Genomic DNA, 19,046 nt, shown 5'->3' on the forward strand with positions numbered 1-19,046 from the left:
GATGAACATGGCGCAGACCCACACCCCCGTCCCGAACCTGCAACAGCGCTTTCCCGAGCGGCTGGTGCAACTGGCCGACGGCGCCCAGCTGGCCATCCGCGAATGCGGCCAGGGCCCGGTGGTGGTGCTGTTGCACGGCATCGGTTCGGGCTCGGCGTCCTGGCTGCATTGCGCCCAGCGCCTGGCCGCCGGCAATCGGGTGATCGCCTGGGACGCGCCGGGTTACGGCCTGTCCACGCCGCTGCCGCCGGCCCGGCCCAAGGCCTGCGACTACGCCGCGTGCCTGGAGCTGCTGCTGGATGCGCTGGGCGTGGAGAGCTGCCTGCTGGTGGGCCACTCCCTCGGCGCGCTGATGGCCACGGCCTACGCCGCCGGCATCGGCGCGGCGCGGGTGCGCCGCCTGGTGCTGCTCAGCCCGGCGCGCGGCTACGGCGCCGCCGAGCTGCGCGACAGCGGCGCCCAGGTGCGCCGCCAGCGCCTGGAGAACCTGGAGCGCTTCGGTATCGACGGCATGGCCAGCGAGCGCACCGCGCGCCTGCTCGGCCGCAACCCCAGCGAGGAGGCCCTGGCCTGGGTGCGCTGGAACATGGCGCGGCTCAACCCCGAGGGCTACCGCCAGGCCGTCGAGCTGCTCTGCGGCGACGACCTGCTGGGCAACGGGCAGCCTGCCGCTCCTTGCGAGGTGCATTGCGGCGAGGACGACGGCATCACCACGCCCGAGAGTTGCGGCGCCATCGCCCGCCAGCTCGGCGCGTCGTTCTCGTCGATTCCCGGGGCCGGCCACGCCAGCCCGATCGAACAACCCGAAGTGGTCGCAGGACGCATCGGCCACGCGCAACGCCTCTCTCTTGAAGGAACCGCCAATGGATAAGTCAGACGATTCGCAAGACAAGTACATCGTGCCTGGCCTCGAACGCGGCCTGCTGCTGCTCTGCGAGTTCAGCCGGAAGGACCGTACCCTGACGGCGCCGGAGTTGGCGCGGCGCCTGAAGCTGCCGCGCTCGACCATCTTCCGCCTGCTGACCACCCTGGAGGCCATGGGCTTCGTCACCCGCAACGGCAACGAGTACCGCCTGGGCATGGCGGTGTTGCGCCTGGGCTTCGAGTACCTGGCCTCGCTGGAGCTGACCGAACTCGGCCAGCCGCTGCTGAACCGCCTGTGCGACGAGATCCGCTACCCCTGCAACCTGGTGGTGCGCGACGGCCGTTCGATCGTCTACGTGGCCAAGGTTTCGCCGTCCACCCCGCTGAGCAGCTCGGTGAACGTCGGGACCCGGTTGCCGGCCCACGCCACGGTGCTCGGCCGCATCCTGCTGCAGGACCTGAGCCTGGGCGAGCTGCGCGAGCTGTACCCGGAGGAGCAGCTGGAGCAGTTCTCGCCGAACACCCCGCGCAGCGTGCTGGAACTCTTCGACATGGTCCAGGGCGACCGCCAGCGTGGCTTCGTCCAGGGCGAGGGGTTCTTCGAGGCGAGCATCTCCACCGTCGCGGCGCCGGTACGTGATCACAGCGGTCGCGTCATCGCGGCGATGGGGGCGACCATCGCCGCCGGGCATATCGACCCGGAACGCATCGAGGGACTGGTCAGCCGGGTGCGCAGCAGCGCCGACGAGCTGTCGTACCTGCTCGACTACCGCGCCGACGGCCAGGACAACGTCACCCCGATCTTCCGGAGTCGCCCGCATGAAACCGTATGACCTGTCCGAGGCGGTGGCGGTGGTCACCGGCGGTTCCTCCGGGATCGGCCTGGCCACGGTGGAACTGCTGCTGGAGGCAGGCGCCGCCGTGGCTTTCTGCGCTCGCGACGGCGAGCGCCTGCGTGCCGCCGAGTCCGCGCTACGCCAGCGCTTCCCCGGGGCGCGCCTGTTCGCCAGTGTCTGCGACGTGCTGGATGCGTTGCAGGTGCGCGCCTTCGCCGAAGCCTGCGAGAGAACGCTGGGGTGCGCCAGCATCCTGGTGAACAACGCCGGCCAGGGCCGCGTCTCGACCTTCGCCGAGACCACGGACGAGGCCTGGAGCGAGGAACTGCAACTGAAGTTCTTTTCCGTCATCCACCCGGTACGCGCTTTCCTGCCGCAACTGGAAAGCCGCGCCGACGCGGCCATCGTCTGCGTCAACTCGCTGCTGGCCAGCCAGCCGGAGCCGCACATGGTGGCTACCAGCGCGGCCCGCGCCGGGGTGAAGAACCTGGTGCGCTCCATGGCCTTCGAGTTCGCGCCTAAGGGCGTACGGGTCAACGGCATCCTCATCGGCCTGGTCGAGTCCGGCCAGTGGCGGCGCCGTTTCGAAGCCCGCGAAGAGCGCGAGCTGGACTGGGCGCAATGGACCGCGCAGCTGGCGCGGAACAAGCAGATTCCCCTGGGACGCCTGGGCAAGCCGATCGAGGCGGCCCGCGCCATCCTGTTCCTCGCATCTCCCCTGTCTGCCTATACGACGGGCAGTCATATCGACGTTTCCGGAGGGTTGTCCCGTCATGCGTAACGCAAGCCAAGTCACCGTCGGCGCCGCCATCGCCGCCTTCCTCGAACAGTGCGAGGTGAAGGCCGCCTTCGGGGTGATCTCGATCCACAACATGCCGATCCTCGATGCCTTCGCCAGCCGCGGCAACATCCGTTTCGTGATGGCCCGCGGCGAGGCCGGGGCGGCCAACATGGCCGATGCCTACGCCCGCACCAGCGGTGGCCTGGGCGTGTGCCTGACCAGCACCGGAACCGCCGCCGGCAACGCTGCCGGGGCGCTGGTCGAGGCGCTCACTGCCGGCACCCCGCTGCTGCACCTGACCGGGCAGATCGAAACCCCCTACCTGGATCGGAGCCTCGCCTACATCCACGAGGCGCCGGACCAGTTGAGCATGCTCAAGGCCATCTCCAAGGCGGCCTTCCGCGTGCGCAGCGTCGACACCGCCATCAGCACCCTCAAGCTGGCCGTGCAAACCGCCCTGACCGCGCCCGCCGGCCCGGTGAGCGTGGAAATCCCGATCGATATCCAATCGGCGCTGATCAACCTGCCGGCCGACCTGTCGCCGCTGCCGGTGCCGGTGGCCAGGCCCTCCGAGCAAGCCCTGGACGACCTAGCCGAGCGTTTCGCCCAGGCGCGGCGACCGATGCTCTGGCTGGGGGGCGGTGCCCGGCATGCCGGCCCGCAGGTACAACGCCTGCTGGCCATGGGCGTGGGCGTGGTCACCAGCACCCAGGGGCGTGGCATCGTCCCGGAAGACGACACGCGTTCCCTCGGCGCCTTCAACCTGAACAAACCGGTGGAGCGGTTCTACCAGAGCTGCGACGCCATGCTCGTGGTGGGCTCGCGCCTGCGCGGCAACGAAACCCTCAAGTACGAACTCAAGCTCCCGCGTCCGCTTTACCGGGCAGACGCCGATGCCACGGCGGAGGGCCGCTGCTACCCCAGCGATTTCTTCGTCTGCGGCGATTCCGAACGGGTCCTCAAGGGGCTCGCCGACCGCCTGGAAGGGCGCCTGTCGGTGGACCCGGCCTTCGCCGCGGATCTCGCCGCCGCACGCAACCAGGCCCGCGCCCAGTTGGTGGACGGCCTTGGCCCCTACGCTTCGCTGGTGGAGCAACTGCAGGCGCTGGCCGGCCGCAATTTCAACTGGGTGCGCGACGTCACCGTCTCCAACAGCACCTGGGGCAACCGCCACCTGAATATCTTCAGCCCCCGCGCCGGCGTCCACGCCCTCGGCGGTGGCATCGGCCAGGGCCTGGCCATGGGCATCGGCGCGGCGGTCGGCGCGGCGGAAACCGCGCCTGGGCGCAAGACCTTCGTGCTCGCCGGCGACGGCGGCTTCATCCTCAACCTGGGCGAACTGGCCACCGCCGTGCAGGAGCGGGCCGACATGCTCATCGTGCTGATGAACGACCAGGGCTACGGGGTGATCAAGAACATCCAGGACGCCGCCTACGGTGGCCGCCGCTGCTACGTCGACCTGCACACCCCGGACTACGCCCAACTGTCGGCTTCCCTCGGCCTGCGTCATGCCAAGGTCAGCGATCTGAAGGATTTCAGCGCCGTGCTCGATGGCGCCCTGGCCGAGCCAGGTCCCTTCCTGCTGGAGGTGGACATGCTCGCGGTGGGCAGCTTCAAGAGCATTTTCGCCGGCCCGCCGACCAACGATGCCAAGACCGACAAGGCCACCGCCTGAGGCTCTCGCCATGCTGAATATCGTCATGATCGGCTGCGGCGCCATCGGCGCCGGCGTCCTGGAACTGTTGGAAAACGATCCGCAACTGAGGGTCGATGCGGTGATCGTTCCTCGCGAGTCCGAGACCCAGGTCCGCCATCGCCTGGCCAGCCTGCGCCGGCCGCCGCGGGTACTCAGCGCGCTGCCGGCCGGAGAGCGCCCCGATCTTCTGGTGGAGTGCGCCGGGCACCGCGCCATCGAGCAGCACGTGCTGCCGGCGCTGGCCCAAGGCATTCCCTGCCTGGTGGTCTCGGTGGGCGCGCTGTCCGAGCCGGGCCTGGTGGAGCGCCTGGAAGCCGCGGCGCAGGCCGGAGGCAGCCGCATCGAGCTGCTGCCCGGCGCCATCGGCGCCATCGATGCGCTGTCGGCGGCCAGGGTCGGTGGCCTCGAATCGGTGCGCTACACCGGGCGCAAGCCGGCGAGCGCCTGGCTGGGCACGCCGGGCGAGACGGTCTGCGACCTGCAGCGCCTGGAGAAGGCGCGGGTGATCTTCGACGGCAGCGCCCGCGAGGCGGCGCGGCTCTATCCGAAGAACGCCAATGTCGCCGCCACCCTGTCGCTCGCCGGCCTCGGCCTGGACCGCACCCAGGTGCGCCTGATCGCCGACCCCGAAAGCTGCGAGAACGTGCACCAGGTGGAAGCCAGCGGCGCCTTCGGCGGCTTCGAACTGACCTTGCGTGGCAAACCGCTGGCGGCCAACCCGAAGACATCGGCGCTGACCGTGTACAGCGTGGTCCGAGCGTTGGGCAACCACGCCCACGCGATTTCGATCTAGGGACGACTACCGTGATTGACCTGAACCCGATCCAACCCATCTGCATCGCCGGCGAGTGGCGAGCGGGCGGCGGCGACCTCTACGAAAGCCTCTATCCGGCCACCGGCGAGGCCGTCGCCCGCCTGCATGCGGCCAGCCTGGAGGACGTGGAGGAAGCCATGGCCGGCGCCCACCGCGCCTTCCGTGAGAGCGGCTGGGCCCAGCGCAAGCCTCATGAGCGGGCCACCGTGCTTTATCGTATCGCCGCGCTGATCCGCGAGCGCAGCGAAGAACTGGCGCAGTTGCAGCGCCTGGACAACGGCAAGCCGATCAGGGAAACCCGCAACCTGGTGGCCAGCGCCGCCGCCACCTTCCAGTTCTTCGCCGCCGCCTGCGAGACCCTGGAGGAAAGCATCACGCCGTCGCGCGGCGACTTCGTCAGCATGAGCGTGTACGAGCCCATGGGCGTGGTGGTTGCCATCACCCCGTGGAACTCGCCCATCGCCTCCGAGGCGCAGAAGCTCGCCCCGGCCCTGGCCGCCGGCAACGCGGTGGTGGTCAAGCCGGCCGAGATCACCCCGCTGGCCGCCCTGGCGCTGGCGCGCATCTGCGATGAGGCCGGCCTGCCGCGTGGGCTGGTCAGCGTGCTGCCGGGCAAGGGCGCGCTGATCGGCGATGCCCTGACCCGCCACCCCCTGGCCAGGCGCGTGTCCTTCACCGGCGGCACCCGCACCGGCAAGCACATCGCGCGCATCGCCGCCGACAAGATGATGCCGGTGTCCCTGGAACTGGGCGGCAAGTCGCCGACCATGGTGCTGGCCGACGCCGATCTCGACCACGCGGTGGCCGGCGTGCTCTATGGCATCTTCAGTTCCAGCGGCGAATCCTGCATTGCCGGCTCGCGGTTGTTCGTCGCCAGCGAGCGCTACGACGAATTCATGGAGCGCCTGGCCACCGGCGCCGCGGCCCTGCGCGTCGGCAACCCGGCCGACGAGCGCACCCAGATGGGCCCGCTGATCAGCGCGCGGCACCGCGAGTCGGTGGAGCGCTATGTCGAGATGGGCGTGGCCGAGGGCGGTCGCCTGCGCACGGGGGGCGTACGTCCCCATGGCGCAGCCTTCGATCGTGGCTACTTCTACACCCCGACCATCATCGAAGGCCTCACCAACGACGCCCGCCTGTGCCAGGAGGAAGTCTTCGGCCCGGTGCTGGTGGCCATGCCTTTCGACAGCGAAGAGGCCCTGATCGAAGAGGCCAACGACAGCTGCTACGCGCTGGCCGCCGGCATCTGGACCCGCGACTTCCAGCGCGCCTGGCGGCTCGGCCGCGCCGTGCAGGCCGGCACCGTGTGGATCAACACCTACAAGCAGTTCTCCATCTCCACCCCCTTCGGCGGCTGGCGCGACAGCGGCCTGGGCCGCGAAAAGGGCCGCCTGGGGATACTCCAGTACATGGAGCAGAAGAGCCTCTACTGGGGCCTGAACGAACAGCCGCTGGCCTGGGCCGGCAGCCACTGATGAGGAAGACGCGATGAGCGTATCGGGAATCGACGAAATCACCTACGGCGTGGAAGACCTGGCCACCAGCGCGCGTTTCTTCGCCGACTGGGGCCTGGCGCAGGTCGAGGCGAGCGAGGACCAGGTGGTATTCGAAAGCCTCAACGGCTGCCGCGTGATAGTCGCGGCGCGGGACAAGCCCGGCCTGCCGCCGGCCATCGAGGAAGGCTCGACCCTGCGTGAAGTGGTCTGGGGCGTGGAGAGCGAGGCGGACCTCAAGCTGTACGCCGAGCGCATCGCCAATGATCCCGGCTTCATCGAGGGCGAGGGCCGTATCGGCTGCACCGACCCGAACGGTCTGGCCGTGCGCTTGCAGGTCACCCGTAAACGCGACATCCAGGTGGCCTGCGGCCAGTCCAACACCTGGCAGTTCAAGGGCCGGATCAACCAGGCCAGCCCCATCTACGAACGTGCGCAGCCCGTCGAAGTCGGCCACGTGGTGTTCTTCGTCAAGGACGTCAACGCCTGCGAACGCTTCTACCGCGAGCGCTTCGGCTTCGTCTGCTCCGATCGCTATCCGAATCGCGGCGCCTTCCTGCGTTGCGCGGAGGAGGGCGGCCACCACGACCTGTTCATGCTGCAACTGCCGCAACCGCGCGCCGGCCTGAACCACGTGGCGTTCACCGTGCGCGATATCCATGAGGTGTTCGGCGGCGGCATGCACATCGCCCGCTGCGGCTGGGATACCGAGATCGGCCCGGGTCGGCATCCGGTGTCCTCGGCGTACTTCTGGTACTTCCGGAACCCCGCCGGCGCCCTCGTCGAGTACTACGCCGACGAGGACCAACTGACCGGCGAGTGGCAGGCCCGCGAGTTCGAACCTGGCCCTACGGTGTTCGCCGAATGGGCCATCGCCGGTGGCCTGGACGGCAATACCCGGCGACAGAAAAGCGTCGAGGCACCGCAGGGCCGGTTCCTCACCGACAAACCCAGGAGTTGAGACGAGCATGAGCGACACCTTGTTGCTGACCGTGCTGCTCCGGCACGACCAGTCGAAGAATCTCGACGAGATCCAGGCCCGCATGAAGGCCATGGACTGGTGGGAGCGCTTTCCGGGAGAGGGCGTGGAGATCGTTTCCTGGACCGTCGCCATGGGCCTCGGCCAGATCGTCACCCTGCGCCTGCCGCCGGCCCTGCTGCCACGCGTCAACGTCGAACTGGAGCGCTCCGCCTGGGGCGTGTTCCGCACCGAATGCTACCCGACCTACGACTTCGTCCCGGTTCGCGAAACCATCCGCGAACGGGTCCGCACTGGAGGCCAATGACATGCAAGACCGTTACCTCGAACCCCATCAGGCCCGTACCCGCGAGCCGAACGCCTTCGAAGACCTGCTCGGCGATTCCATCGAGCGCGCCTACGCCGCCGGCCTGCACGACCTGCCGGGGCTGCTCGGCTACCTCAACCAGGCCGGCCCGACCTGCCCGGGCGGCGGTCCCTGGACCGAGGAAGCCTACAAGACCCTGATGGCCCGCCTGGGCGCGTGAATTCCCCCGAGAGGAAACCGCTATGAGCACCGTGGACCCTGTTGAACAGCTTCTCGCCAACGGCCTGAAGAACCTCTGGTACCCGATCTGCCCGGTGGGCTTCATCGAGGACAAGCCGGTGTCCCTGCGCCGCCTGGGCTACAAGCTGGCCGTCTGGCGCGATACCGACGGCACCCTGCATGCCCTCGAAGACCATTGCCCGCACCGTGGCGCGTCGCTGTCGCGCGGGGTGAACCTGGGCGACCGCCTGCAATGCCCCTACCACGGCGTGGAAGTGCGCTGCGACGGCGTTACCGCCCGCGTGCCCGGCAGCCCCGGCTGCAAGCTGGAAGGCAGCCAGGCCACGCGCTTCTTCCACATCACCGAGGCGGCCGGCGCCGTGTGGCTGTACAACTCGGCGGGCAATGTCGAGGAAGCCCCGCCGCTGGTGCTGCCCGAGCAACTGACCGACCCCGAGTTTTCCCACTTCCTCTGCTATACCGAGTGGCGCGGCGACTACCGCTACGTGCTGGACAACGTCATGGACCCCATGCACGGCACCTACCTGCACAAGCAGTCGCACTCCATGTCCGAGGGCGAAAGCCAGGCACGCTTCGTCACCCGCGACACCGATACCGGCTTCATCTTCGAGAAGGACGGCCAGCGCGGGGTCAACTTCGACTGGACCGAATGGGCCGACACCGGGATGCACTGGATGCGCCTGGAGATTCCCTATCCGAAGACCGGCGGCCCGGGTGGCAACTTCCATATCGTCGGCAGCTACACGCCGATCGCCCGCGACCTCTGCGCGGTGTTCCACTGGCGTTGCCGGCCGCTTACCGGCTGGCAGCGCGACACCTGGCGCTTCCTCTACAGGAACCGCCTGGAGGCGCGTCACTGGGCGGTGCTGGAGCAGGACCGGGAAATGCTCGAGTTCATGGAGCCGGACGCCAACCAGCGGGAGAACCTCTATCAGCACGACCTCGGTCTGGTACGCCTGCGGCGGCACCTGAAGAACCTGGCCAAGGCCCAGCTGGAACTGATCGAGGCCCGGCAACTGTGACCGCGGTGCGCCGGATCCGCGCCGCGGCGCTACCCGACCTGCCGGATGCAAGCTGGTCCAATGCCCTGCTGGTGGGAGAGGAGCTGGTGATGTCCGGCATGACCGCGCACCCGGCCACCCGCCAGGCCGCCGAGCGCGGCGCCGCGCTCGACGCCCATGCCCAGGCCCTGGTGGTGCTGGGCAAGGTGAAGGCGCTGCTGGAGGCGGCGGGAGGCCATGTCGGCAACCTCTACAAGCTCAACGTCTACGTCACCCGCATCGCCGACAAGGACGCTATTGGGCGCGCGCGGCAGGAGTTCTTCGCCGGCCAGGGCACTTTTCCCGCCTCCACCCTGGTCGAGGTGAGCGGCCTGGTGTTTCCCGAACTGCTGGTGGAGATCGACGCCTGGGCGCGCCTCGATATCGACCTGGCGAACTGCGACGAAGCCTGAAAGCGAGGTAGAAGATGACTCACGACAACAGACTGGCGGCCTTCGTCCATACCCTGCGCTTCGAGGCGCAGGGTATCCTCGGCGTCGAACTGCGCCCGCAGGGCGACCAGGTCTTTCCGCCATTCAGCGCCGGCGCGCATATCGACCTGCACCTGCCCAACGGCCTGGTGCGCAGCTACTCGCTGCTCAACTCGCCGGAGGACTGCGGCCGCTATGTGCTCGGCATCCTGCGTGATCGCGGCAGCCGCGGCGGCTCCGCGTTCGTCCACGATAGCCTGCGGGTCGGCATGCAATTGCAGATATCCCGGCCGCGCAACCTGTTCCCGCTGGAGGAAAACGCTGCGCACAGCGTACTGGTGGCCGGTGGCATCGGTGTGACGCCGATCTACTGCATGTTCAACCGCCTGCGTGCGCTGGGACGTTCGGTGGAACTGCTCTACTGCGCGCGCTCGCGCCAGGAAGCCGCCTTCGTCGAAGAACTGGCCGCCAGCGATGCCGCTATCCAGCTGCATTTCGACGACGAGAAGGGCGGCCCCATGGATCTCGGCGCCTTCCTTGGCGCACGGGCGTCCACCGCGCATTTCTACTGTTGCGGGCCGACCCCGATGATCGATGCCTTCGAGACGCACTGCGAACGCCTCGGCCATCCGCATGTGCACATCGAGCGCTTCGCCGCCGCGCCCCAGGCCCCGGCGGCGCCCCAGGGCAGCTACGAAGTGCGCCTGGCGCGCAGCGGCACGAGCATCGAGGTGCCGAGCGGCAAGTCGTTGCTCGACGCCCTGCTGGAAGCAGGCGTGGCGGTCGATTGCAGTTGCCGCGAGGGCGTTTGCGGTTCCTGCGAGACCCGTGTGCTGGAAGGCGAGCCGGAGCATCGCGACGGCGTCCTGACCAAGGCGGAAAAGATCGCCAACCAGACCATGATGGTCTGCGTGTCCGGCTGCAAGGGATCGCGCCTGGTGCTCGACCTCTGATCCCTGGTTATTCCCGCATTGCCTTTGGACCGGCGTTTGTAACGCCGGTTTTTTTTGCCTGGGGATCGAGCCCGGCCAAGGTTGGAATAGCGTTCCGGGGGGGACGAAAAGTGTCACCGTGATCTTTCTACGCACCCGCTTCGGGCGTTTTCGTTACCTTGCCAAGAGCCTGTTTCGAGGGTGAAAAGAAGTTGCGCGTTTAATATATAAACAACTGTATTTAAATGATTTTTTTGTTTTATAAGATTGTTCTTGCACTGGCATGGTTAATGCTCGAAACGTTGTGCCGCATATGAAACGAAGTGCGGAGCGATAACACAACCGAGGCCGTTCCGCCGGCCGGGAAAAATAAAAAACAAGAGCAACCGGAAACCAACTATCCAAGGCCACCCGCGCTGTCGGCGAAGTTCGCCGAAGGGGTTCGGCTTGCTCGAAAAAAACGCTGCCCTGGCGCACTCGCAGACGAGGTCATGATGAAAACCCATCCGCTGTTCCCCGTACTTCTTCTTTCCAGTCTTTCGGCCCTGGCCGCTTCGCCGCCGTCCGAGGCATCGAAGACCGGCAAGCCTTTTCCGCATGTCGGCCTGCGCAGCGACGACGGGCGCAGCAGCCTGGATATCGGCGGCGCGCTGCGGGTGAACTACCGCGACGAACACTGGAAGAGTACGGAAAACAATGGCCGCCTGCTGTTCGATACCTTCCGCCTGGATATCCAGGCAACCCACGAGGACTTCTTTTCCGACCTCGGCTACTGGTTCCAGGACGACGGCAAGCGGGCCATCGACCGCGGCTTCGTCGGCTATCGCTTCAGCGACCTATCCAGCCTGCAATTGGGCGCGCCGTTCAAGCCGTTCGGCCTGGAGCCCTATCCGCAGTTCGGCTGGAGCTACCACATCCCGTTCTTCCTGGGCTACGGGGTCAGCGCCGGCAGCGGCGCCAAGTACGTCTACAAGGACGCCGACTGGCATGTCCAGGCCGGCTATTTCCCACGGATGCTGCCGGGCGGTGTGCGCTATTCGCCGGAAGTCGGCCGTTATGCCGACCTGGACGACAACGCGGTCGCGGCGATTCATTCGCGGCAGGACAACGAGAAACGTGACCAGCTCAACCTGCGGGTCGCCCGTAATCTCGCCGGAGATGGCTGGAAAAGCGAGTTGGGCGCGTCGCTGGCGGCCTCGCGCCTGTACAACGCGACCACCAGGGACGATGGCCGCTACTGGGCGGCGGGGTTGCATGGCGTGCTCAACGCCGGCAACTGGACGTTCAGCGGCGAAGCCATTCGCTACGCTTTCGATCCGAAGAACCCGGCGGGCGTCAGCGACGACGTGGTGCTCATGGGTACCAACGGCCTGACCCCGGCCTACCTGATGGCCGCCAGGGCCTCGGTGGCGTCCTTCAACGTCGCCTACGACGTGCCGACGCCGAACCTGGGCATGCTGAAGAAGCTGCGCTTCTACAACGACTACAGCCGCATGTTCAAGGACAAGGCCGGCTGGGACGACTCGCAGATGTATACCGCAGGGGTGCAGTTCTTCGCCTTGCCGATCATGGGCTGGCTGGACTTCACCTGGGGACGCAACGCCAATCCCTACGGCGGTGCCGAGAGCGGCACGGGCTTCAGCAGCACCAGTTCGTCGCGCAGCAACGAGTGGATATTCCGCACCAACCTGAACATCGGCTACTACTTCTGAACGGCGGAAAAAACGAAGCCCCGCCAATTGCGGGGCTTGCTTGCGGTGTGGGCGGCGCTCTCACAGGTCGAAGTCGTAGTCCGACAACTGGCGCTGCAGGCGGCGTTCTTCCAGCAGGTTGTCGATGATGCGACGCTTGGTCAGGTTGGTCTTGGCCACCTCGACGCTGGTTTCCTCGCCGTCATCCTCTTCAACGCCGGCTTCGTCGTCGATCTCGAGTTCTTCTTTGGCTTTTGCCATGACATTCACTCCAACTTATGGGGTGGTAATGGCGCACCTTATAGCGACAAAGCCGTGGCTGGTAAAAAAGATTTTTTCAATCGTAAAGATAGGATTTCGAATAGTTGATCAATCGTCTGAAGTCTTGTGCTTGTATTCGCACAGGTCCTCGATCCGGCAGCTTCCGCATTGCGGCTTGCGCGCCTTGCAGACGTAGCGGCCATGCAGGATCAGCCAGTGGTGGGCATCGAGCAGGTACTCGCGCGGCACGAACTTCAGCAGTTTCTTCTCCACCTCCAGAACGTTCTTTCCCGGTGCTATGCCGGTGCGGTTGGCGACGCGGAAGATATGCGTGTCCACCGCCATGGCCAGTTGCCGGAAGGCGGTGTTGAGCACCACGTTGGCGGTCTTGCGGCCAACCCCGGGCAGGGCTTCGAGGTCCTCGCGGTTGTCGGGGACCTGGCCGCCGTGCTTTTCGATGAGGATGCGGCAGGTTTCGATGACGTTCTTCGCCTTGCTGTTGTAGAGGCCGATGGTCTTGATGTACTCCGACAGCCCCTCGACGCCGAGGGCGTGGATCGCCTCGGGGGTGTTGGCCACCGGATAGAGGCGGGCGGTGGCCTTGTTCACCCCGACGTCGGTGGCCTGGGCGGAGAGGATCACCGCGATGAGCAGTTCGAAGGGGGTGGTGTAGGCCAGTTCGGTCCTTGGCTCGGGGTTGTCTTCGTGCAGTCGGCGGAAGATCTCCGCGCGCTTGGCGGCATTCATTCAATCACTCCGGTGACGCGGACGCGCTGGCGCTGGGTGGCGGGTACGTCGCCCGCCTGCACCTTGGCGCGTTCCGCCAGGCTTTCATCGATACGGTTCTTCAGGGCGATCAGCAGGCCGAGCATGATGAACGCGCCCGGCGGCAGGATCGCCAGCAGGAAGCCCTGGTACTGCGGGAACGGCTGGATCTTCCAGTCCGCCGCCGCCGGGCCGAACAGCAAGTGCATGTCGGCCAGCAGGGTACCCTGGCCGAGCAGCTCGCGCAGGCCGCCGAGGACCAGCAGGACCAGGGCGAAGCCGAGGCCCATCAGCAGTCCGTCGAAGCTGGCGCGCAGCACGCCGTTCTTCGCCGCGAAGGCCTCGGCGCGACCGAGGATCACGCAGTTGGTGGTGATCAGCGGGATGAAGATGCCGAGGACCTGGTACAGCTCGTAGGTCCAGGCCTGCATCAGCAGTTCGATGCAGGTGGTCAGCACGGCGATGATCATGACGAACGCCGGCAGCCGGATCGCCTCGCTCACCGCGCCGCGCACCAACGATACCGCGGCATTGGAGCAGGCCAGCACGAGCATGGTGGCCAGGCCCAGGCCGAGGGCGTTGACCGTCGAGTTGCTGGTGCCCAGCAGCGGGCACAGGCCGAGCAACTGGACCAGACCCGGGTTGTTGCGCCACAGGCCGTTGCGGGCGATCTCGCGGAAATCTTGTTCACTCATGTCCGGCAGCCTCTTCGGGGGCGAGCAGGCGTTCGCGGTTGGCGTCGAAGTAGCGCAGCGCCTTGTGCACGGCGCGGACCACGGCGCGCGGGGTGACGGTGGCGCCGGCGAACTGGTCGAACGTACCGCCGTCCTTCTTCACCGCCCAGCCGGCGTCCGCCGGATCGCCCAGGCTCTTGCCGTCGAAACCGTGCACCCAGGGACTCTTGGCCAGTTCGATGCGGTCGCCGAGGCCGGGGGTTTCCTTGTGCGCGACGACCCGCACGCCGAGCAGCCGGCCCTGGGCGGTGACCCCGACCAGTAGCTGGATGGCGCCGCTGTAGCCATCCGGCGCGCTGGCCTGGAGGATGACTGCGCTGGCCTGGCCGTGCAGGCGGGCGACATAGGCCGGACGCGGCGCATCCAGGCCGAGCAGCTTCGGCGCGAAGGTTGGCACCTGGCTGTCCAGCGGATGGTTGTCGTAGCTGCCCGGCGGCAGCAGTTCCAGCAGGGCGCGGCCGCGCGCCTCGCGCTGGGCTTCGGCGATGCGCGCTTCGGTGAATTGCTGCACCAGGGCCACCAGGCCCACCCCGACCAGGGCGAAGAGCCCGAGCAGGAGGGCGTTGCGCAGCATCGAGCGGCGAGTCGCGGCGTCCATCAGTCGCCTGCCTTGAAGCCGCGCTCGGCCTTGCGATGGCCGTAGGTGCGCGGCCGGGTGTAGTAGTCGATGGTCGGCGCCGCCAGGTTCATCAGCAGCACGGCGAACGCCACGCCATCGGGATAGCCGCCCCAGGCGCGGATGACGTAGGTGAGGACGCCGACGCCGAGGCCGAAGACCAGCCGCCCGCGATTGCTGGTGGCGCCGGACACCGGGTCGGTGACGATGAAGAAGGCGCCGAGCATGGTCGCCCCGCTGAACAGATGGAACAGTGGCGAGCCATGGGAATCGGAGCCGGAACCATTCCAGAACAGCAGGCTCATGGCGAACAGGCCGGCGAGCATGCCCAGCGGCGCGTGCCAGGTGAACAGCCGGCGCCAGAGCAGGAACAGGCCGCCGAGGAGGAACGCCAGGTTGACCCACTCGCTGCCGGCGCTACCGAGGTGGCCGAAGGCCGGGTTGCCGGCGAACAGCTCGTCGACGGTCAGGCTGCGGTCGGTCTTCAGCACGTCGAGGGCGGTGGCGTGGGCCCAGGCGTCCGGCCGGGTAGCGAGACCGAGGAATTCGCGGAGGCTGTCGGGCAGGCCGAGGGCGCTGTCCGGCGAGGGCCAGCGGGTCATTTCCAGGGGAAACGAGACCAGCGCCACGACGTAGCCGAGCATCGCCGGGTTGAACGGGTTCTGTCCGAGGCCGCCGTACAGGTGCTTGCCGAATACCAGGGCGAAGAAGGTCGCCACCAGGGTCAGCCACCAGGGGGCGTAGGGCGGCAGGGCGACTGCCAGCAACAGGGCGGTGACCAGCGCGCTGCCGTCCTTGAGGAACACCCCCGGCGGACGTTTGCGCAGGGCCAGCATGGCGGCTTCGCAGGCCAGCGCGACGAGGCTGGCCCAGGCCAGGTTGAGCAGGGTGCCCGGGCCGTACAGCCAGGTCAGCGTCAGCAGGCCGGGGACGCAGGCGCCGAGCACCAGGCGCATGATCGCCGGGGTACGGTTGGAGCCGCGGGCGTGGGGCGAGGTGGGGCGGGGCAGGGCCATGGTCACTCCGTGCCGTGTTCGGTCAGGGCGCGCTCGGCGGCGCTCAGGCGCGTGCGGGCGGCGGCGAGTGCGGCGGCGTCGGCGTTCGCCAGGCGTTCGAGCTTCTTCAGGGCGGCGCGGGCGTAGGCCAGCTCGGTCTTCAGCTCGCGGGTGCGCGGGTCGACCGGGCGCTTGTCGATCCGCACCAGCTCCGGCGCCGGCTTGCCGCAGGCGTCCTCGGCGGCATGCAGGTCGCGCTCGGCGGCTTGCAGCTCGCCGCGCAGGCGTTCCAGCTCGCTGTCCATCACCCCGGCCTGCTCGGCCTTCTTCAAGGCCGCGCGCTTGCCGACCAGGGCGATCTTCGCCCGCTTCAGCGCCGCCTGGCCGTCGTCGCCGGGCGCCGCGGGCTTCGGCGCGTGACGCTCGAGGCGGGCCAGGGTGGCTTCGCAACGCTCGACCTCGGCGCGCAGTTCGTCGAGGGTCGCCCGCTGCTCGGCGCCGGGCGCTTCGCCGAAGGCCTTTTCCGAGCGCTTGAGCTGGGCGCGGGCCATGGCGGCCTGGGCCTTGGCCTTCTTCAGTTCGGCTTCGTCGTCGAGCGCGGCAGGCGGTGCGCTGGGTAGGTCGCGCGGCAGGCTGGCTTCGGCATCGGCCAGGGCCTTGTCGGCGGCCTCGGCGGCGGCGCGCAGTTCCGCGACCAGGCCATGCTGTTCCGGGGTGTCGTGGCTGAGCAACTGTTTCTCGGCCTTCTTCAGGGCCACCCGCGCCATGCTCGCTTCGATCTTCAGCCGTTTCAGCCGTTCGCTGCCGCTACCGGCCTGCTTGCGCGCCCTGGCCCGCTCGATCGCCGCCTGCACCGGGTCGACCGCCGTGGCGGGGGCGGCTTCCTCGCGCTCGGCCTGGGCGGCGCGCGCCAGCGCGGCCTTCTCCGCGCGTTGGGCGCGTTCTGCGGCCCGGCGCTCCTCGTCGCGGCGCAGGCGAGCCTGGCGTTGCTCGAAACGCTCACGGGATTGTTCGGCCTTCAGCAGCTTCTGCCGCTGCTCGCGGATCTCCGCCTTGGACGCGCGGTAGTACTGCACCAGGGGAATGCTCGACGGGCAGACGTAGGCGCAGGCGCCGCATTCGATGCAATCGAACAGGTTGTGGGCGAGCAATTGCTCGTGCTCGTCGCCCAGGGCGAAGAAATGCAGTTGTTGTGGCAGCAGGCTGACGGGGCAGACCTGGGCGCAGTCGCCGCAGCGGATACAGGGCATGGCCGGCACTGGTTCCGGCAGCTCCGTGGCATCGCCGGCGAGCAGGCAGTTGCAGGTCTTGATCAGCGGCACCGAGAGATCGGGCAGGGCGAAGCCCATCATCGGCCCGCCCATCAGCACGCGTTCCAGGCGTCCCTCGGCGAGGCCGGCGAACGCCAGCAACTCGTGTACCGGCGTACCGATCAGCGCCTCGACGTTCATCGGCCGCTCCAGGGCGCCGCCGGCGAGGGTAGTGATCCGCGAGATCAGCGGCCGACCGAGGACGACGGCATCGTGCACGGCGGCCAGGGTGCCGACGTTCTGGCACAGGATGCCGATGTCCGCCGGCAGGCCGTCCGCCGGGACTTCCCTGCCGGTGAGCAACTGGATCAGCTGGCGCTCGCCGCCCGAGGGATAGCGGGTCGGCAGGGCGACGATGCGATAGGGCCGTTCACCGAGGGCGGCGCCGAGGGCGGCGATGGCTTCCGGTTTGTCGTCCTCGATGCCGACCAGCACCTCTTCGGGGCACAGGATCTGCACCAGGATATCGATGCCGCCCAGCACCTGCGTGGCGCGCTCGCGCATGAGCAGGTCGTCGGCGCTGATGTAGGGCTCGCATTCGGCGCCGTTCACCACCAGCGTATGGATCTTTTCCGCCGGGCGCGCGGCGAGCTTGGCCGCGGTGGGGAAGCCGGCGCCGCCGAGACCGCCGATGCCGGCCGCGCGGATGCGTTCGAGCAACGCCAGCGGACTTTCGGCGCGGAAGTCCGGGCAGGGATGCAGCTCGGTCCAGCGCTCCAGGCCGTCGCTGGCGATGACGATGGCCGGCGCGGGAAGACCGGAGGCATGCGGATAGGGGTGTGCGCCGATCGCCACCACGGTACCCGAGGTCGGGGCATGCAGCGCGGCGCTGACGGTGCCGTCCGGGAGGGCGATGGTCTGGCCCTTGAGTACGGCCTGGCCGACTTCCACGCAAGGCCGCGCCGGCGCGCCGATGTGCTGGCCGAGCGGCACGATGTAGCGCTGCGCCAGCGGCGCCTGCTGGATCGGCAGGGCGGTGGAGCGCTCCTTGTTGGCCGGCAGGCAGAGGCCGCCGGGGAAGGCGTGCAGGGCGCTCATGCCGCTCGCTCCCGGTCGCTGGCGATCAGTCGCGGCGACGGCTGCGGCCATTTCCAGTGGCGCACGTCGTCCGGTATCTCGCGCATCTCGATGCAGTCCACCGGACAGGGCTCCAGGCACAGGTCGCAACCGGTGCATTCGTCGGCGATCACCGTGTGCATCAACCGTGCGGCGCCGACGATGGCGTCCACCGGGCAGGCCTGGATGCACTTGGTGCAGCCGATGCATTCGGCCTCGCGGATGTAGGCTACCCGCGGCGGGGTTTCCTCGGCGGCGTCGAGCGGCTCGGGCTCCAGGTCGAGCAGGTCGGCGAGGGCGCGGATGGTCGCTTCGCCGCCCGGCGGGCACTTGTTGATCTTGTCGCCGGCGGCGATCGCCTCGGCGTAGGGCTTGCAGCCGGGGTAGCCACACTGGCCGCACTGGGTCTGCGGCAACAGGGCGTTGACCTGCTCGGCGACCGGAACGCCCTGGACGCGGAAGCGCACCGCCGCATAGCCGAGCAGCGCACCGCCGGCCAGGCAGATCGGCAGCAGCGCGCCGATCGCCAGGAACACGCCGTTCATGGCCGGACCAACCCGCTGAAGCCCATGAACGCCAGCGACATCAGGCCGGCGGTGATCATGCCGATGGCCGCGCCGCGGAACGGCGCCGGCACGTCGGCGATGGCGATGCGCTCGCGCAGGGCGGCGAACAGCACCAGTACCAGGGAAAAGCCCAGCCCGGCGCCGAAGCCCTGGGTAGTGGCCTGGAGGAAGCCGTATTCAGCCTTGTTGGCGTTGAGCAGGGCGACGCCGAGGACGATGCAATTGGTGGTGATCAGCGGCAGGAAGATGCCGAGCACCCGGTACAGCAGCGGGCTGGTCTTCTTCACCAGCATCTCGGTGAACTGCACCACCACCGCGATCACCAGGATAAAGCCGATGGTGCGCAGGTACTCCAGGTCCAGCGGGCGCAGCACGTAGCGTTGCAGGATATGGCTGCACATCGCCGCCAGGGTCAGGACGAAGGTGGTGGCGAGGGACAGGCCGATGGCCGTCTCGATCTTCCGCGACACGCCCATGAACGGGCACAGGCCGAGGAACTGCACCAGGACAAAGTTGTTGACCAGGATGGCGCTGACCAGGATCAGGGCGAGTTCAGTCATACGCGAAGCATTCGTTGCAGGGCCGGGGCCGTCGGGGGAAATCCCCTATTATCGGGTGGGATTGCCCTGCAAGGCTAGC

Annotated in this window: 21 protein-coding genes; 13 read left to right on the top strand and 8 right to left on the bottom strand. The window is 68.1% G+C overall.

Going from position 1 to position 19,046, the window contains the following annotated elements; translation table 11 throughout:
* Nucleotide 1 precedes the first annotated feature (1 nt).
* The 13 genes from AC1RB9_RS07385 (at nt 2) to AC1RB9_RS07445 (ending at nt 12,125) form a co-directional block, all read left to right on the top strand.
* Nucleotides 2-871, top strand: a complete 870-nt coding sequence (locus AC1RB9_RS07385; RefSeq protein WP_003112901.1) for an alpha/beta fold hydrolase — start codon at nt 2-4, stop codon at nt 869-871.
* A complete protein-coding gene (locus tag AC1RB9_RS07390; protein WP_003112902.1) occupies nt 864-1,697 on the top strand; it encodes an IclR family transcriptional regulator in 834 nt (277 codons plus the stop codon). The genes AC1RB9_RS07385 and AC1RB9_RS07390 overlap by 8 nt, the downstream gene beginning before the upstream one ends.
* Nucleotides 1,684-2,481: an SDR family oxidoreductase gene (locus tag AC1RB9_RS07395; RefSeq protein WP_003112903.1), complete on the top strand. Its 798-nt coding sequence runs from the start codon at nt 1,684-1,686 to the stop codon at nt 2,479-2,481. Before AC1RB9_RS07390 ends, AC1RB9_RS07395 begins: the two co-directional genes overlap by 14 nt.
* Complete coding sequence (locus AC1RB9_RS07400) at nt 2,474-4,156, top strand: thiamine pyrophosphate-binding protein (RefSeq protein WP_003130114.1); 1,683 nt, start codon at nt 2,474-2,476, stop codon at nt 4,154-4,156. Before AC1RB9_RS07395 ends, AC1RB9_RS07400 begins: the two co-directional genes overlap by 8 nt.
* Before the next feature lie 10 nt (nt 4,157-4,166).
* On the top strand, nt 4,167-4,970 hold the full coding sequence (locus AC1RB9_RS07405; protein ID WP_003453564.1) for an aspartate dehydrogenase: 804 nt from the start codon (nt 4,167-4,169) through the stop codon (nt 4,968-4,970).
* An 11-nt stretch (nt 4,971-4,981) separates the two neighbouring features.
* On the top strand, nt 4,982-6,466 hold the full coding sequence (locus AC1RB9_RS07410; protein ID WP_003453562.1) for an aldehyde dehydrogenase: 1,485 nt from the start codon (nt 4,982-4,984) through the stop codon (nt 6,464-6,466).
* A 13-nt stretch (nt 6,467-6,479) separates the two neighbouring features.
* Nucleotides 6,480-7,445 carry a VOC family protein gene (locus AC1RB9_RS07415; RefSeq protein ID WP_003453560.1) on the top strand — a complete coding sequence of 322 codons (966 nt, stop codon included), beginning with the start codon at nt 6,480-6,482 and terminating at the stop codon, nt 7,443-7,445.
* A 7-nt stretch (nt 7,446-7,452) separates the two neighbouring features.
* Nucleotides 7,453-7,770 carry a hypothetical protein gene (locus tag AC1RB9_RS07420; protein ID WP_003112908.1) on the top strand — a complete coding sequence of 106 codons (318 nt, stop codon included), beginning with the start codon at nt 7,453-7,455 and terminating at the stop codon, nt 7,768-7,770.
* A gap of 1 nt (nt 7,771) precedes the next feature.
* The gene (locus AC1RB9_RS07425; protein WP_003112909.1) at nt 7,772-7,990 is read left to right on the top strand and encodes a recombinase-like helix-turn-helix domain-containing protein; all 219 of its coding nucleotides are present in this window, start codon (nt 7,772-7,774) and stop codon (nt 7,988-7,990) included.
* A 22-nt stretch (nt 7,991-8,012) separates the two neighbouring features.
* Nucleotides 8,013-9,032, top strand: coding sequence for an aromatic ring-hydroxylating oxygenase subunit alpha (locus AC1RB9_RS07430; protein WP_003453557.1), 1,020 nt, complete (start codon nt 8,013-8,015; stop codon nt 9,030-9,032).
* Nucleotides 9,029-9,463 (top strand): RidA family protein, encoded by a 435-nt coding sequence (locus AC1RB9_RS07435; protein WP_003112911.1) that lies wholly within the window; start codon nt 9,029-9,031, stop codon nt 9,461-9,463. The genes AC1RB9_RS07430 and AC1RB9_RS07435 overlap by 4 nt, the downstream gene beginning before the upstream one ends.
* Before the next feature lie 14 nt (nt 9,464-9,477).
* Nucleotides 9,478-10,434 carry a PDR/VanB family oxidoreductase gene (locus tag AC1RB9_RS07440; RefSeq protein ID WP_003112912.1) on the top strand — a complete coding sequence of 319 codons (957 nt, stop codon included), beginning with the start codon at nt 9,478-9,480 and terminating at the stop codon, nt 10,432-10,434.
* A 470-nt stretch (nt 10,435-10,904) separates the two neighbouring features.
* Nucleotides 10,905-12,125 (top strand): hypothetical protein, encoded by a 1,221-nt coding sequence (locus AC1RB9_RS07445; protein WP_003112913.1) that lies wholly within the window; start codon nt 10,905-10,907, stop codon nt 12,123-12,125.
* A gap of 60 nt (nt 12,126-12,185) precedes the next feature.
* Here the strand turns inward: AC1RB9_RS07445 and AC1RB9_RS07450 are convergent, their stop codons facing one another.
* The 8 genes from AC1RB9_RS07450 to rsxA form a co-directional block, all read right to left on the bottom strand.
* Nucleotides 12,186-12,365: a PA3496 family putative envelope integrity protein gene (locus AC1RB9_RS07450; protein WP_003092052.1), complete on the bottom strand. Its 180-nt coding sequence runs from the start codon at nt 12,363-12,365 to the stop codon at nt 12,186-12,188.
* Nucleotides 12,366-12,473: 108 nt separating this feature from the next.
* Entirely contained in the window at nt 12,474-13,112 is a 639-nt protein-coding gene (gene nth, locus AC1RB9_RS07455; protein ID WP_003092050.1) for an endonuclease III, read from the bottom strand.
* Nucleotides 13,109-13,825 (bottom strand): electron transport complex subunit E, encoded by a 717-nt coding sequence (locus tag AC1RB9_RS07460; RefSeq protein WP_003107418.1) that lies wholly within the window; start codon nt 13,823-13,825, stop codon nt 13,109-13,111. Before AC1RB9_RS07460 ends, nth begins: the two co-directional genes overlap by 4 nt.
* Complete coding sequence (gene rsxG / locus AC1RB9_RS07465; protein WP_003092047.1) at nt 13,818-14,462, bottom strand: electron transport complex subunit RsxG; 645 nt, start codon at nt 14,460-14,462, stop codon at nt 13,818-13,820. Before rsxG ends, AC1RB9_RS07460 begins: the two co-directional genes overlap by 8 nt.
* The gene (locus AC1RB9_RS07470) at nt 14,462-15,496 is read right to left on the bottom strand and encodes an RnfABCDGE type electron transport complex subunit D (RefSeq protein ID WP_003092045.1); all 1,035 of its coding nucleotides are present in this window, start codon (nt 15,494-15,496) and stop codon (nt 14,462-14,464) included. The genes rsxG and AC1RB9_RS07470 overlap by 1 nt, the downstream gene beginning before the upstream one ends.
* A 2-nt stretch (nt 15,497-15,498) precedes the next feature.
* On the bottom strand, nt 15,499-17,823 hold the full coding sequence (gene rsxC / locus AC1RB9_RS07475) for an electron transport complex subunit RsxC (protein ID WP_003143340.1): 2,325 nt from the start codon (nt 17,821-17,823) through the stop codon (nt 15,499-15,501).
* Nucleotides 17,820-18,386: an electron transport complex subunit RsxB gene (rsxB, locus tag AC1RB9_RS07480; protein WP_003453554.1), complete on the bottom strand. Its 567-nt coding sequence runs from the start codon at nt 18,384-18,386 to the stop codon at nt 17,820-17,822. Before rsxB ends, rsxC begins: the two co-directional genes overlap by 4 nt.
* On the bottom strand, nt 18,383-18,967 hold the full coding sequence (gene rsxA / locus AC1RB9_RS07485; RefSeq protein WP_003092041.1) for an electron transport complex subunit RsxA: 585 nt from the start codon (nt 18,965-18,967) through the stop codon (nt 18,383-18,385). The genes rsxB and rsxA overlap by 4 nt, the downstream gene beginning before the upstream one ends.
* Nucleotides 18,968-19,046 lie beyond the last annotated feature (79 nt).

The sequence above is a fragment of the Pseudomonas sp. 20-5 genome, from assembly GCF_056782835.1.